This is a genomic window from Psychromonas sp. MB-3u-54, from assembly GCF_002836415.1.
Lineage (GTDB): Bacteria > Pseudomonadota > Gammaproteobacteria > Enterobacterales > Psychromonadaceae > Psychromonas.
Map to the genome: position 1 here is coordinate 43,008 of NZ_PJBP01000179.1, position 15,504 is coordinate 58,511.

The window sequence follows — 15,504 nt, forward strand, 5'->3', positions numbered from 1 at the left end:
CTCAGTATTTTCACTCGGCCCCCCATGATCAGCAGAGTCAATTGCTTAGGTACTTTCAATTGGTTAAGATAATAACGTGATTTGTCTACATTATAAGAAGGAAAATAAGGTTTATGACTGACCGGAATATCTTGTAATAAGCGAGTAAAAGTTGAACTAGTTCTACCATTTTCATTAACAAATTATTTTAGCATCCCCACTCCATTGATCGCTAGACGAATTGCTTCCCAGACTTTTCTTTGTCTAAAAATATCTTTTTATTAAACGCATAGCGGTGGGTGAGTCAATGAATACCACAGATTTAGACGTGGAAAAGTGAACAAGCATATTGTCAGAAATTGCAGCGCTGATATCAACATCAGAAGACAGTAAGGCAAAACACCCTGCCGAGAGCGGTCATAAAAACAATAAAAGGAGTCGCTTAGAAAAACAAAATTTGCTGGGCATTTTATTAGCCGTAGTAATAAATTAAAAATTGCACAACCATAGCGGCAAAGATGCCCACCACAATGTCATCAATCATAATACCCAAACCGCCCTGCACTTTTTTATCAAGCCAGCAGATAGGATAAGGTTCTACAATGGCAAAAACTCGAAACAGGATGAAGCCAATCAATGCCCACTGCCAACTAAAAGGCACCGTTAACATGGTTATCCATAACCGACACAATCGCGCCATGATCGTGACTGCCCATATCTCCGCTTGTCACCTGACAAATCCAAATACCAAAAACACTACAGATAACAATAACGGCGATATAGAGCTGTAGCGATAAAAACGACATGAAATAATAAAAGGGCACTGCCGCAAGCGTACCAGATGTACCCGGGGCTTTCTTTGCTAAACCGCTTCCAAAACCGACCGCTGCTGAATGCAATGGATTGCTTACGCTTAGATCTTCACCTTTAATCGTTCTGATTTTATTCTTTTATTTTTTATTTTTGCTTAAAATGATCCCATCCGCCGGTCGAATAAGTAACGGCTTGATCTTCTTTAAAAAATGCTATTAATTCAGATTGCTGTGAAGTAGTACGGCCGATCACCGAGAGGCTTGGCATGGGCTGTGTTTGTTGAGCTATTCTCTGCTCTAGCAGCATTAAATTATTTTCACTGATCGTAAATAATAATTCATAATCATCCCCGCCGGTTAATGCGTATTGTACTGCCGTATCATTGCTAAGCTTTCCTATATTAACTTCCTCCTGCATCCTTTTTGACAAGGGTATAGATTCTATCGCAATTTTTGCAGCACAATGAGATGCTTTCAAAATATGGGTAAGATCCTGGGTTAAACCATCGGAGATATCGATACAGCTTGATGCTAAACCGCGTAATAAAATACCGAGATCAACACGCGGCTCGGTAAGCTCTAACGCATCCACAAAGTACTGAGGATCGGTGAGCGTTAACTCATTTAGTTTGACCGCCAAGCCTAAAGCGCCATCTCCTATATTACTTGAAACACAAATCAGATCGCCCAATTGAGCTTTATTACGCTGCAGTGCTAACCCTCTAGGCACAATACCTTTCACAGAAACGGTGATCGATAAAGGACCTTTGGTTGTATCTCCACCCACCAACACAACATCGAATTTATCTGCTAATGCAAAAAAGCCGCGGGTAAATTCAGATAACCAATTGGGATTATTATTCACCCTGGCGCCGTTGGGCAGAGTAATCGCCAGGGAAACCCATTTAGGCAATGCTCCCATCGCAGCGAGATCGCTCAGGTTAACGGCCAGCGCCTTATAACCTAACCGGTATGGGTCAACATCCTCAAAGAAATGCACAGCACAGACTAAACTGTCTGTGCTGACGGCCAGTTGGTGACCCTCTGGAATATCTAAGAGAGCACAATCATCACCTATGCCTAGGTCAACACCGCTATTTTGAACTATAGTGCTGCGTTTAAAATAGCTGTCTATCAAAGCAAATTCACTGAGGTTCATTTACGTTTTAACTTCAAAGTGGCTTTTTCATTGGCAGCCGGAGCTGGAGTGTTTTTGCTGTTTTTATTGATAAATATTTTTTTTGCCGGCTGATGACTATTATTGGCGTTGTTTCTGGCCTTCGATTGCGGGGCTTTTCTAGCGGGTTTTGCAGGGGAGGTCTCAATAGCTGTCTTTGACGAAGAAGAAACCGCTTGGTTTATTTCAGCCAATTCTGTCGTGCTTAAATTACGCCATTGGCCAGGTTTTAAATTGCCTAAGCCTACTTTCATAATGCGAGTGCGTTTTAATTTAAGCACTTCATAACCTAAGTGTTCACACATACGCCGAATCTGGCGATTTAACCCCTGGGTCAGGATGATACGAAAGACAAAACGACTGTCTACTATTACTTTACAAGGTTTGGTAATAGTATCGAGGATAGGGACACCACGCTGCATACGCTCAACAAATCGTTCACTTAAGGGTTTATCGACGGTGACCAAATATTCTTTATCGTGCGCATTTTCAGCACGTAATATTTTATTGACTATATCACCATCACTGGTTAAAAAGATTAAACCTTCAGAGGGTTTATCTAGTCGTCCTATTGGAAAAATGCGTTTTTTATGACCAATGGCATCAATAATATTACCGTGAATATGACGCTCAGTGGTGCAGGTAATGCCGATCGGTTTATTATAGACAATATAGATACGATCCAATTTATCTTGCGCACTGGCATTAATTCGCTTACCGTCGACCAAGACGAGATCACCGGGTTGCACTTTAGTCCCTAATTCAGGTATATCACCATTTATTTTGACACGATTTTGCTCAATCAACTTATCCGCTTCCCGGCGTGAACAAAATCCTGAATCACTGATAAACTTATTGAGCCGTATTTCACTATTTTTATCCACAATATTATCCTGTATTAATCTTTTAAAACCCAAAAAAATGTCCTGGTGCAGCGATTAAAAAGGCGCAGCCCGTCTGAGTAATAAATAAAATGGGTATCGATGACTTGCTGTTATCATTAGACATTAAACCGTGAGCAAATGAAACCGCTCAAAAGTAATGAATTATCCGTTACAACCCCGGTGGCTGCTCTGCTGTTTTTTAGTTGGCGCAGCACTCTTCGGTATACAGCACAGGCATGATTGAACTGCGGAAGTTTCCCCAAAGGTCGTTGGAGAAGACTTATTACGAAGTAGATAACTGCAATGATTGCAAAAACCATCGGATAGGTACTTAACATTTTTCCAGAAAAATCATAAAAAAGTATAAAAGGTGACCAAACAGCCCGGTTATGTTTATTTTACTGCAGATATATTTATTTCAGACATAAAAAAAGCAGCTAAAAGCTGCTTTTTTTATTAATTTGGTGCCCGGAGCGAGACTTGAACTCGCACACCCATAAGGCGAGGGATTTTAAATCCCTTGTGTCTACCGATTCCACCATCCGGGCGTTTACTTAAATTGCACTAAGTAAGTGCGGCGTATTCTATAGAAATTATTAGCAACTACAAGTGCTTAACCCCGTTTAAATTAACAAAACAGTTCAACTGCTTGCAAATCAATCAAAACAGACAGTTTTCTCGCGTCAAGGAGGAATAATTCAAATTATTGAACACTTATAATGAGTTGGGTATGATTTTGATTTTGATTTTGATTTTGAACGATGAAGATCTGATATTAGAAAAAAGCATGCTTTTCTATTAAACGCTTGAAACTTTATTTCAGGCATAAAAAAAGCAGCTAAAAGCTGCTTTTTTTATTAATTTGGTGCCCGGAGCGAGACTTGAACTCGCACACCCATAAGGCGAGGGATTTTAAATCCCTTGTGTCTACCGATTCCACCATCCGGGCGTTTACTTAAATTACACTAAGTAAGTGCGGGGTATTCTATAGCACTTTTTATCCAGTACAAGTTTTTAACCCTGTTTAATCGATAAAAAGGTTCAAGTGCTTGTAAATTAATCTAAACTGCTATATTTTCAGCCTTTAGAAGGTGCAGTGGAGTAATTTAACGGTAGTGCTAATCTACATTAAATAATTTAACAGGCCATTCAGCATAAATTTCAAATAAACGTCGAGATAACGATTCAATCGGCGTCGCGCCCCTCATCAGCGCAACAACTCTCTAAGATAAACGAGACTTTCCAACGGGTCGACTTTAAGACAGATTGGAGTAATAAACGCCAAGTACAAATTTATTTTTGATATTTAAATGATTCAGGATAAGTGGAAAAATGTTAAACTGATCCAAGCACAATGGTTAACGATCAATATTTTCTTAAACCAGATGCTTGAGTAACTAAATACATCTCTGTAAGGCTTAGATTTATCTATGATCAATTTAGTCCGTTTTAGAAAGTATATTTAGTCTTATTTATAATGGTTTTGCATTTCGGATATAAAAATGAATCACAATGACCCTCTAGATGGCGTTAAACTCGAACAGATATTGACTGAACTTGAAGCTAAATTAGGCTGGCGTAAAATGGGAGAATTACTCAATATTCGCTGTTTTATGGACAAGCCTAGCCTTAAATCTAGTTTAAGATTCATGAGAAAGACACCCTGGGCGCGCAGCAAAACAGAAGTTCTTTACCTGAAAGTGTTTTTTAGCGACCACCCTGCCACCACGTTATTAATAAGAAAAAACATTACCCGGCAGAGAGAGGCGTCTGCACAACTTTCTGAAAAATCTGACGCCTTTGCTTGGCCATCATTGAAAGATAAACAGACCGATAATTAATGCTGATGATAATTGAGATTTCATGTTAAAATCTCACCGTACTGTTTATTTTTATTAAATTAATATCTCATATTGATCTCTCCAGATAAACAAAAAACAATTAATTAAGCACTAGGAAAAAAATACAAATGGCACAACAAAATAAATTCGATTACCGTATTACCCAAGAAGGCGACAAATGGAACGCGGAAATCACGCGTCGAGTAACAGCCCGTAGAACAAGTGTATCAAAGCGCGAAAATGGTTTTGAAAATGAAGCGTTAGCAGAAGCATGGGCAAAAGAAGAACTTGTGCAGTTTGTAAAAAATTTACAGGCAGCAACGGTACGTAAGGCAGACAAACGTACTGTACGCAATGAGCTAGCAGCTAAAGCAGAAGCGGAAAAAATAGCAGCCGCAGCCGCATATGAAGAAAAGCGTCTTGCAGCCATGGAAGCACAAGATCAACAAGACAGCGAAGAAGAAGCATAGTTGTCAGTATAGTTGTCAGCCTAATCTAACGGTCATATTCTACCTTGCAGGTTATACTGACATACCTGAATTAGTTGAAGATACAGCATCTTCACGTAGTTTGGGTAGTTACAATTTGCTAACTGCTTCTTAAATCGCATAATACCCTGTTCGTTAAGCAGGCTAGGTTTAATAACACTATGTTTAATAATATTTATTAATAGGTGAACGATCACTTGTATAAACTAATTATTTACACGCTTATTTTATCATTTTACCCGCATTTCATCGGTGCAGAAGAGGACAGCGAGGGTATCTGCTTTAGTAAAAGCGAGCAGCGTAGTTTACTCGATGATAGCTACCACTACCTTAATACTAAATTTTGTCAGCCCGCCCCGTGGTTTGACAATTTTTTCATTGATCAAAAAACAACAAAAAATGTACGCGCAGGCACTATGGTACGTTGGTATAATGATTTTATCTGGCTTGAAGGTAAAGGTTTTTCGTATGTGCCCAATATCACTGCTCGACTCTACCTGCCAAAAGTAAGTAAAAAATTCAAAATTATTTTTGAGTCTGATACAACAGATACAGTCAAAGAACTGTTTCCAGATAACCAATCCCGAGAATCAAAAAACGCATTAGGACTGAGCTATGATGTATCGGTCAAGACGCGCAGCAGTCTTAATATAAAAGCAACCTTACGCCCCGGTTTGGAAGCCAGCTATCGATATATCTACCCTTTTACGCAGCAAACGGTGTGGCGATTTACACAAAAAATTTATCAGGAAAAAATGGTCACGGGTGAAATTACTTATTTTGATATTGACCATTCATTTAATGAAAAATTTTTATTGCGCTGGGCAAACTTCGCAAAATTGGATACTGACGTTGAAGGTATTGAAATGGGGACGGGTTTTACCCTATACCATTATATCTCCCCAACTCAGGCACTAAATTACAGAGCCAGTATCAGCGCTAAAAATAAACCCGAGCATTATATTGATAATACGCATTTAGGGTTAACCTATCGACACAACATTATCCGCAGTTGGTTCTTTTATGAGCTCTCCCCTGAAATAAACTGGCCAAAAAACAGCCTTCAGGAAAAAAGTAAAGATGTCTCTTTTACACTGGGTTTAGAAGTTATGTTTAAAAATATATAATAACAATCACGGTCTTTAGCCCTGCCTCTGTTTATGATCTATCGCATCTGCATCTGCTCACAGAAATATCAATTAACAGCTATGTTACGCTGTTAATTGGAAAAGCTGTTTATTTTAAGTATTGGTTTTAAGGAAAAAAATCGCGAAACAACACAGCCGCAGCCAAGTACACAGGCATTCAATTTATTATAAAATGGTTCTACTAAGTAGCTTCTAATTGATGGGAAACGCTTTATAATGCGCTCGAATTTGTTCTGCTATTTGTACTTTCAGCGATCTAGAAATAAGACAAATATCCTGTTCGGGAAGCAGCCTTAAAAATCGTTTAATTAACTTATCCTGGGGGGCTGGCGTAATATCTACCCAACTTGCTAATAACACCCGGTTGATTCGAGAGGGTAAGGATCCCAGTGTTCCGACATCATTCTGATTATGAATTAACAAACCGGTCGTTGTGCCCTTGTCTAAGGTTAAAACTTGGTAAAAATACAGAGTATGGTAATTTAACTGCGCTATTTTTTGAGCCTCTGTAGGCGGCTCAGCATTAAGTGTTTTTTGTGCTAATATCTCGCCATAACATTGGATAACGGATTCGCCAAAGTCTTTTGCAAAGTGATTGGTGCTCTTGCTATCAGGATTAAAACCCTCAAGATAAAAATGGCTCACCCCGCGAAAACATTGCAAAGCAGGAATATAAAAATATGCATTCCCCAAACGCTCCCCCTGCTGATGATATTTTCCGGTTATCTCTTTTAAGCAGTTATCAAATTTTTCTTTCTCTTTTTGATCGGGTATAGAAGGGTTTAAGTCCGCCATTATTCGCCATGAACCTTGACCATTCTTAAGTTCAGTCCAGCTGATATGCATATGCAGAGAAGGCGCTAAAGGATGGAGCGGATGAATGATAGTCGAAAGTGCGGTCGCGGAAGAAAAGGACTTATCGGGCAAATCATCGTATTGTACTTGAGAAATATTGATTGAAGCACCATTAAAGAGTTTGCCTTTAACGGCTTCAAATCTCAGTCCCCCACCATGCAGACCTTCATCTCTAAGCCACTCAATAGTATTAAATTCTGCTCCGCTGCCAAACGGCTCACTTATCGACTGCAATATTTCCATAAAGTCACTTTGTAACGTTGACAGTATGTGCATTGCTTCTTGTGCTTTTTTTGAGGTGGGTGCAATTTTCATATAATTATTTAATCCGGTAACTTTTTTACTAAAACTAGTGTAATTAATAGGGTCCTTAATAGTTATTGTCTATTAAGGACCCTTTAGATATTATTTTATATTAATCAACCCTTCAGGTACAAGCATCAATAGATCTGAGCAGATGCCATTATAGCTATTCAGTAGGGTTTTTATTTGAGTCGAAGCGTCTTAAATGCCAGCTTTCACTGACTAAATCTAGCGTGCTCATGTAAAAAATAACCGCGCCATTTAATTTTAAGGACGTAACATTAGATTCAAATGATCAACTATTTCGGCCCAATCGGCATCTTCATCTATCGCTTGTTTTAAAAAATCTGCCTGTGCATTATTCCAAAAATCAGCTTCATACAATTTAGCGTCCCCTTTCAAAGGCGCATTTTTTTTTATAAAAAGATTAATGCCCGTCTCAGAACTATCCAAGCCTAATTGATCAAACAAAGCTGATAAAGAATGATTTTGTGTGTCCATTTTAACCTCTCATATGTTGACTTATTTGAAAAACTTTAATAAGTAATAGTGACTTATAACAGTCTAACTACCTAATACTTAACCCAGTAATTTTCTGGTATTGGTATAATCTACTTTAAATTTTATTTCTTATCTCGACAGTATTACCCTCGGGATCATTAATGTAAATAGAGTTACCAAATCCTTGTGCGCCATATCGCCTGGCAAACGGCTCAACAATAAGGCCAAAACTTGATAAATGTCGGCTAATTTCGTCTTCCGGCATGGTTTTTATTTGCAGACAAAAATGATCCAGATTGTTTTCTGTATGAGTGGCAGCGCCGCCACCTAGATGGCCTAATTCACTATCAACGGAGACTAAATCGATTAAAGCATTACCGGCCCGTAACTGAATCAAGCCTATTCCCGGTGAAGTTTCCCTTTCAATACGACAACCTAGAACTTCACAATAAAAAGTTAACATCTCATCCATTTTTGTTGTTCTTAGGACGAGATGATCAATACCGTTAACTTCAATGCCCATTTTACACTCACCACCTTTATGAATCTTTTTAATTTATATAGGGTTACAAACTTAATGCAGACAGAACTTCGCATAGATATTGCTTTAGAAAACTGAATAAGTCTTCTAATATTAGGCTATTAGGATCGCAATGCCATACTTAATTCTATTGCAAGCCTGCCGGAACAGCAATAATCCTGCTGCTAACCTGTGTTACTACTGGCAATTTTCATAAAAATGTTCTGATATTGTCCAGAAAAAAAGGATACTAGCAAGGCCTATGATTGAGTAATGGCGATACCAATTCCACTCATTAAGTGATCTATTTAGGCACCGGAAAAACGTATGAAAGCAAGGCATTGATTGCAGTAACTAGTTGTTCTAATTACAAAATCAATCACAAAGACTAAAGCATCGTTTCATGTCTAGCTAGCAGGTGTTTTAACTCGTATAAAGGAGCAGAAAATTAATGGATTTGGTATTATTGATTGCAAATAAAACAACGAGGTTAGCATTTATTGTCAACCGTGAAAGTAATCAAATATCGGCACGGATTGCTATAATATGTGGTCACCTTTTACTGCGCAGACAAAAGGTAAGCTATTTTTTATATCGATTTAATAATAACAGCTTTAATCCACTGCCATTAACGGGAGTCTCTGATAATAACGACAGAATATATTTATTGTTGAAATAAAAAAGCCCCGTTAAATAACGAGGCCTTTGAGAGTCTTGAGTTAGAAAAATATCAGCGGGTAATTACCAGCCTGTTACTTCACGTAATGCTTGACCAATCTGAGCAAGTGATTTAGTGGTTTTAACACCGGCATCTTCCAGTGCTTTAAACTTATCATCAGCAGTCCCTTTACCACCGGCAATGATTGCACCGGCATGTCCCATACGCTTACCTGCAGGTGCAGTAACACCGGCAATATAAGATACGACAGGTTTAGTTACATTGGCTTTGATAAATGCAGCGGCTTCTTCTTCCGCAGTACCACCAATCTCACCAATCATAACAATAGCTTCAGTTTCAGGATCTTCCTGGAAAAGTTTCAGGATATCAATAAAGCTTGAACCTGGAATAGGATCGCCACCGATACCCACACAAGTAGACTGACCAAAACCTTCATCAGTTGTTTGTTTAACTGCTTCGTAAGTTAATGTCCCAGAACGAGAAACAATACCTACTTTACCTTTTAGATGAATGTGACCAGGCATGATGCCAATCTTACATTCATCAGGTGTGATAACACCCGGGCAGTTAGGACCGATCATAACAACACCAGCTTGATCAAGTTTAACTTTAACGCTAACCAAATCCAGTGTCGGAATACCTTCAGTGATAGTAACAATCAGTTTGATACCCGCATCAATCGCTTCTAATATGGCATCTTTACAAAATGGAGCAGGTACATAGATAACCGATGCTGTTGCACCTGTTTTTTCAACTGCATCGCGTACCGTATTAAAGACAGGAAGACCTAAATGCGTTTGACCACCTTTACCCGGCGAAACACCACCGACCATTTGTGTACCGTATTCAATCGCCTGCTCAGAGTGGAAAGTACCTTGTCCGCCAGTGAAACCCTGACAAATTACTTTAGTGTCTTTATTAATTAAAATGCTCATTATTTGCCACCTACCGCTTTAACCGCTTGCTCAGCAGCATCAGTTAATGATGAAGCTGCGATAATATTAAGACCAGATTCTGCAAGAATCTTACGACCTAAATCAGCATTATTGCCTTCTAAACGAACGATAACGGGCACCGTTACACCGACTTCAGCTACTGCGCCAATAACACCGTCAGCAATTAAATCACAACGTACAATACCGCCAAAGATGTTCACTAAAACAGCTTTAACATTGGAGTCCGAAAGAATAATTTTGAAAGCTTCAGTAACACGTTCTTTGGTTGCACCGCCGCCAACATCCAGGAAGTTAGCCGGATTACCGCCGTGTAAATGCACGATATCCATTGTTCCCATTGCCAGGCCAGCACCGTTTACCATACAGCCGATACTGCCATCAAGAGCAACATAATTAAGCTCCCATTGTGCAGCATGCATTTCACGTTCATCATCTTGCGTTGTATCGTTTATCGCATGTAACTCTTTTTGACGGTACATTGCATTAGAATCGAGAGAAATTTTACCGTCTAAACAGATAAGATCATCTTGCCCGGTCACAACCAGTGGATTGATTTCTAATAACGATAAATCTTTCTCTTCAAAGAGAGTCGCAAGGCCCAGGAAGATTTTTGTAAATTGACCAATCTGTTTACCAGAAAGACCTAATTTAAAGGCAAGTTCACGACCTTGGTACGCTTGTGCACCCACTAATGGATCAATCATTGCAGTATGAATAAGTTCAGGCGTCTCTTCTGCTACTTTCTCAATTTCCACACCACCTTCGGTCGATGCCATGAAAGTAACACGTTGTGAAGCACGGTCAATAACCGCACCTAAGTAAAGCTCATTAGCAATATCGCTACAGCTTTCGACTAATAACTTATTAACCGGTTGACCGTTTGCATCGGTTTGGAAAGTAACTAAGTTCTTACCTAACCATTTATGTGCAAAATCGCGTAAACCGTCTTTAGTGCTAACTAACTCAACACCACCTGCTTTACCACGGCCGCCTGCATGTACCTGACACTTAATAACCCATTTGTCTCCGCCAATTTGAGACGCGGCACTTACTGCTTCCTCAGCGGTATCACATGCGATACCTTGTGGTACAGGTAATCCATATTCTCTGAACAACTGTTTTGCCTGATATTCATGCAAATTCATGATTCTGATCCATTTATTTGGTTTAACTTAATGACCCTATTAATCAGGTCATAACTCGAAGTAATGTAACTTACGTTAGCGCTGTTTATATTAGCTAAATTGCGGGAAATATAAACAGCACTGGACTACCCCTTAAACATCCAATAATAAGCGCGTTGGATCTTCAAGTAATTCTTTGATTGCGACTAAGAAGCTAACTGATTCTTTCCCGTCGATTAAACGGTGATCATAAGAAAGTGCCAGATACATCATAGGTAAAATTTCCACTTTACCGTCAACCGCTACAGGACGATCTTGAATTTTATGCATGCCTAAAATGGCTGCTTGTGGCGGGTTAATAATAGGCGTTGATAATAGAGAACCAAATACCCCGCCGTTCGTGATAGTGAAGTTACCACCAATCATTTCATCAACGGTTAGTTTTCCATCACGGCCTTTAATCGCAAGTACTTTTATGCCCTTTTCGATTTCAGCAAAATTTAAATCATCCACATCACGTAAAACAGGCGTCACTAAACCGCGGGGTGTTGAAACAGCAATACTGATATCAAAGAAATTATGATAAACAATTTCATCACCATCAATAGCGGCATTCACTTCCGGGAATCGTTTCAGTGCTTCTGTCACCGCTTTAATATAAAACGACATAAATCCTAAACGGACACCGTGTTTCTTCTCAAAAACTTCTTGATACTGGCGGCGAAGATCCATAATAGGTTTCATGTTAACTTCATTAAAGGTAGTTAACATAGCAGTAGAATTTTTGGCTTCTAATAAACGCTCAGCAACACGCTTACGCAAACGCGTCATTGGTACGCGTTTATCGCTGCGAGCAGCTACGGCAGCGACAATGTCAACTTTTGGTTCAGTTTGTTCCTGATTTTTTGTGACCCGATGTTTTTCTACATCTTCACGGGTAATAGAACCACCTTTGCCTGTTCCCTTGATATCGGCAGCATTTAAGCCTTTTTCAAGAATTAAACGGCGCACCGATGGGCTTGCATCTGCAGTCTCATCTGAAGCGGGCGTTTCAGTTGTAGTTTCAGTTTTTTGCTCTTTTACCGGCGCTGCTGCACCTTCTTTTAATTGACCTAACAATTGCTTTGAAAGTACTGTTGCACCTTCATTTTCGACGATGCTTTCCAATACACCAGAGGCAGTTGCTGGCACTTCTAACACTACTTTGTCGGTTTCTATTTCAACAAGTACTTCATCACGCTCAACAAAATCACCAGGTTGCTTATGCCAAACGGCAACACTTGCATCAGCAACTGATTCTGGAAGCTCTGGAACCAATATTTCAATCATAATTGACCTTTCCTACAGTAAAATCTTCAACTAAAAAAATTCGGGTTTATTTTAAATATTATTCAACAATGGCCAGGGCGTCATTAATTAATGCTTTTTGCTGCTTAAGATGCAAAGACATATAACCAACAGCCGTTGAAGCCGATGCGTCGCGGCCGGCATAACGTAATCGCGCGGCAACGGGCAATATACTCCTGAAATGATGCTGACTACAATACCAAGCGCCTTGATTTTGAGGTTCTTCCTGACACCAGACAAAATCTGTAACATGTTGATAAGCGCTTAAAATATCATTAACCTCATTAGCAGGGAAAGGATATAGTTGTTCAATACGGATAATTGCGACGTTAGTCAATCCTGCATCACGACGTTTACCTAGCAGGTCGTAATACACTTTACCGCTACACATAATAACAAGATTTACTTTTTCAGGATCATGCTCATCAATCTCAGCAATCGCATTTTGGAATGTTCCATTCGCTAATTCATCTAAACTGGAAACCGCTTCCGGATGACGTAGCAATGATTTAGGTGACATTACAATTAATGGACGACGCATTGAGCGTATCACTTGGCGGCGTAACATATGATAAACCTGTGCAGGTGTAGAGGGTACACACACTTGCATGTTATGTTCCGCACAGAGTTGCAGATAACGCTCCAATCTGGCGGATGAATGCTCAGGTCCTTGACCTTCGTATCCGTGTGGTAATAAAACGGTTAATCCGCACATACGTCCCCACTTCTGCTCTCCAGAAGATAGAAACTGATCAAAGACAACCTGTGCGCCGTTAGCAAAATCCCCAAACTGCGCTTCCCAGATACACAAACCTTTAGGAGCGCCTGTTGAGTAGCCATATTCAAAGGCTAATACCGCAACTTCCGATAACACTGAATCATAAATATCAAAATGACCCTGTTTATCAGAAAGATTTTTAAGTGGAATATAGCGCTTTCCTTCCGTCTGTTCATGCAATACGGAATGACGATGAAAGAAGGTGCCACGACCAGAATCTTGACCGACCAGACGAATATTAAACTCATCGTCAAGCAGCGTTGCATAAGCTAAATTTTCAGCAAATCCCCAATCACATAACTTTTCACCACGTGCCATTAATTGGCGATCATTATAGATTTTTGTAACACGTGAGTGTTGCTTATGGGAATCAGGATAGTGGCTAATTGATTCCCCTAATTCCATTAAACGTTGTTTAGGAAATTTAGATTCATAGGGAGAATCCCAAGTATGCTTCAGGTAAGGAGACCAGTCTACTGTGCGGTGCTGCGTAACTTGCCATTCTTTGACAACACATTCACCGCTGTCTAAGGCATCACGGTAATCTGTCACTAATTGTTTAGCATATTCAGCACTAATAACACCTTCAGCGACCAGCTGTTTTGCATAAATTTCGCGGGGTGTTGCATGTGCTTTAATTTTTTTATACATCAAAGGCTGGGTTGCACTGGGTTCATCGGCTTCGTTATGACCATGACGGCGATAACAAACCAAATCAATAACAACATCGCGTTTAAAGGTATTACGGAAATCAAGTGCGATTTGTGTGACAAAAATAACGGCTTCGGCATCATCGGCATTAACATGAAAAATCGGTGCATGAACCATTTTTGCAATATCGGTGCAAAAACGAGTAGAGCGTGCATCTTCCCGGCTGGATGTTGTAAAGCCAATTTGATTGTTGATCACGATCCGCACTGTACCGCCAACTTTAAAGGCACGTGCTTGTGACATATTAAATGTTTCTTGTACGACACCTTGTCCTGCAATCGCTGCATCACCATGCACAGTAATAGGCAGAACAGTTTCACTATAAGCTTTTAAACGCTCTTGCCGAGCGCGAACAGAGCCCAATACAACAGGGTTAACAATCTCTAAATGCGAAGGGTTAAAACTCAGCGCTAAATGCACATTACCCTTAGGGGTTTTAAAGTCACTGCTAAAACCTTGATGGTATTTTACATCACTTGAACCATCAACAGTGCTGTGTTTGCCTGCAAATTCATCAAAGAGATCCGCGGGTTTTTTACCAAACACATTAACTAACACATTAAGACGGCCTCGGTGAGCCATCCCTAATACGACTTCCTGTGCGCCCTGCTCACCGGCACGTCGAATCAACTCTTTTAACATCGGAATAAAAGAGTCTCCACCTTCTAAGGAAAAACGCTTTGCACCGGGGAATTTAGATCCAAGATAACGTTCAAGACCTTCCGTTGCAGACAGTTCTTCCATAAAACGATTCTTTGCTTCATAACTGAACGAAGGTTTACTTTCACAGGATTCGATACGATTTTGTAACCAGCGTTTTTCATCGGTATTCGTGATATGCATATATTCCGCACCCACTGACCCACAATATGTGCGTTTAAGTGATGCGATAAGATCACGTAATACCATTGTTTCATTGGAAGCCGCATAGGATCCAACATTAAAACTGGCATCAAGATCAGCCCCTTCTAATTCATGATAGAAAGGGTCTAATTCCTTGATTGTTTCCAGTACGGTAAGTCCTAACGGATCCAATGAAGCCACTTCGTGGCCACGATTACGATAAGCACCGATTAACTGCAGAACACGAACCTGTTTAGCATCATTATGCACTACGTCATTAGACGGGGTAATACATTTTGTTGCTTTAGCGGCCAGTTTCATCTGCGCACGAATGCGGGAATGCGCTTCTTCCGGTTTATCACTTACTTGTGGTAAATCATCGAATACTTTCCGCCAGTTAGCGTCAACCGATAAAGAATCTTCTAAATATGACTCATAGATATCTTCAATATAGGTCGAATTGCCCCCGGAGAAATGGGATGAAGCTAACCATGTCTTCATAACATTAGTTGGCATTTAAGTTTCTTCCTTCTTTTACTTATTAGTTATAATTACATA

At 39.8% G+C, this 15,504-nt stretch carries 13 protein-coding genes, 2 tRNA genes and 1 pseudogene; 4 read left to right on the top strand and 12 right to left on the bottom strand.

The features are described from left to right. Window positions 1–451 precede the first annotated feature (451 nt). From CXF72_RS16565 to CXF72_RS16585, 5 genes and pseudogenes are all read right to left on the bottom strand, one after another. Window positions 452–920, bottom strand: a pseudogene (locus CXF72_RS16565) (phosphatidylglycerophosphatase A). 16 nt (window positions 921–936) lie between these two features. Then, window positions 937–1,950 carry a thiamine-phosphate kinase gene (gene thiL, locus CXF72_RS16570; RefSeq protein WP_101040708.1) on the bottom strand — a complete coding sequence of 338 codons (1,014 nt, stop codon included), beginning with the start codon at window positions 1,948–1,950 and terminating at the stop codon, window positions 937–939. Next, on the bottom strand, window positions 1,947–2,852 hold the full coding sequence (gene rluF, locus CXF72_RS16575; protein WP_232785011.1) for a 23S rRNA pseudouridine(2604) synthase RluF: 906 nt from the start codon (window positions 2,850–2,852) through the stop codon (window positions 1,947–1,949). Before rluF ends, thiL begins: the two co-directional genes overlap by 4 nt. Window positions 2,853–3,314: 462 nt before the next feature. Further along, window positions 3,315–3,400 (bottom strand) — tRNA-Leu (locus CXF72_RS16580). Window positions 3,401–3,715: 315 nt separating this feature from the next. Further along, window positions 3,716–3,801: transfer RNA gene (locus CXF72_RS16585), tRNA-Leu, on the bottom strand. Between the two features lie 553 nt (window positions 3,802–4,354). On the opposite strand from CXF72_RS16585, the gene CXF72_RS16590 reads away from it, so the two are divergent. The 3 genes from CXF72_RS16590 (at window position 4,355) to CXF72_RS16600 (ending at window position 6,308) form a co-directional block, all read left to right on the top strand. Beyond that, window positions 4,355–4,693, top strand: a complete 339-nt coding sequence (locus CXF72_RS16590; protein ID WP_101040710.1) for a VF530 family DNA-binding protein — start codon at window positions 4,355–4,357, stop codon at window positions 4,691–4,693. 128 nt (window positions 4,694–4,821) lie between these two features. Further along, window positions 4,822–5,163 carry a DUF3622 domain-containing protein gene (locus CXF72_RS16595; RefSeq protein ID WP_101040712.1) on the top strand — a complete coding sequence of 114 codons (342 nt, stop codon included), beginning with the start codon at window positions 4,822–4,824 and terminating at the stop codon, window positions 5,161–5,163. Between the two features lie 215 nt (window positions 5,164–5,378). Further along, window positions 5,379–6,308, top strand: coding sequence for a hypothetical protein (locus CXF72_RS16600; protein WP_101040714.1), 930 nt, complete (start codon window positions 5,379–5,381; stop codon window positions 6,306–6,308). Between the two features lie 213 nt (window positions 6,309–6,521). Here the strand turns inward: CXF72_RS16600 and CXF72_RS16605 are convergent, their stop codons facing one another. From CXF72_RS16605 to CXF72_RS16615, 3 genes are all read right to left on the bottom strand, one after another. Next, window positions 6,522–7,499, bottom strand: coding sequence for a coproporphyrinogen III oxidase (locus CXF72_RS16605; protein ID WP_101040716.1), 978 nt, complete (start codon window positions 7,497–7,499; stop codon window positions 6,522–6,524). Window positions 7,500–7,754: 255 nt separating this feature from the next. Next, entirely contained in the window at window positions 7,755–7,988 is a 234-nt protein-coding gene (locus CXF72_RS16610) for a DUF2789 domain-containing protein (RefSeq protein WP_101040718.1), read from the bottom strand. Window positions 7,989–8,103: 115 nt separating this feature from the next. Continuing rightward, window positions 8,104–8,511 carry a VOC family protein gene (locus tag CXF72_RS16615; protein ID WP_101040720.1) on the bottom strand — a complete coding sequence of 136 codons (408 nt, stop codon included), beginning with the start codon at window positions 8,509–8,511 and terminating at the stop codon, window positions 8,104–8,106. A gap of 448 nt (window positions 8,512–8,959) precedes the next feature. Between CXF72_RS16615 and CXF72_RS16620 the strand changes: the two genes are divergently transcribed. Further along, a complete protein-coding gene (locus CXF72_RS16620) occupies window positions 8,960–9,187 on the top strand; it encodes a hypothetical protein (protein ID WP_101040722.1) in 228 nt (75 codons plus the stop codon). Between the two features lie 62 nt (window positions 9,188–9,249). On the opposite strand, the gene sucD is transcribed toward CXF72_RS16620, so the two are convergent. The 4 genes from sucD to CXF72_RS16640 form a co-directional block, all read right to left on the bottom strand. After that, on the bottom strand, window positions 9,250–10,122 hold the full coding sequence (gene sucD / locus CXF72_RS16625; protein WP_101040724.1) for a succinate--CoA ligase subunit alpha: 873 nt from the start codon (window positions 10,120–10,122) through the stop codon (window positions 9,250–9,252). Next, window positions 10,122–11,288 carry an ADP-forming succinate--CoA ligase subunit beta gene (sucC, locus tag CXF72_RS16630; protein ID WP_101040726.1) on the bottom strand — a complete coding sequence of 389 codons (1,167 nt, stop codon included), beginning with the start codon at window positions 11,286–11,288 and terminating at the stop codon, window positions 10,122–10,124. The genes sucD and sucC overlap by 1 nt, the downstream gene beginning before the upstream one ends. Window positions 11,289–11,420: 132 nt before the next feature. Then, window positions 11,421–12,596 carry a 2-oxoglutarate dehydrogenase complex dihydrolipoyllysine-residue succinyltransferase gene (gene odhB, locus CXF72_RS16635; protein ID WP_198552635.1) on the bottom strand — a complete coding sequence of 392 codons (1,176 nt, stop codon included), beginning with the start codon at window positions 12,594–12,596 and terminating at the stop codon, window positions 11,421–11,423. Window positions 12,597–12,654: 58 nt separating this feature from the next. Next, window positions 12,655–15,462, bottom strand: coding sequence for a 2-oxoglutarate dehydrogenase E1 component (locus CXF72_RS16640; RefSeq protein ID WP_101040730.1), 2,808 nt, complete (start codon window positions 15,460–15,462; stop codon window positions 12,655–12,657). Window positions 15,463–15,504 lie beyond the last annotated feature (42 nt).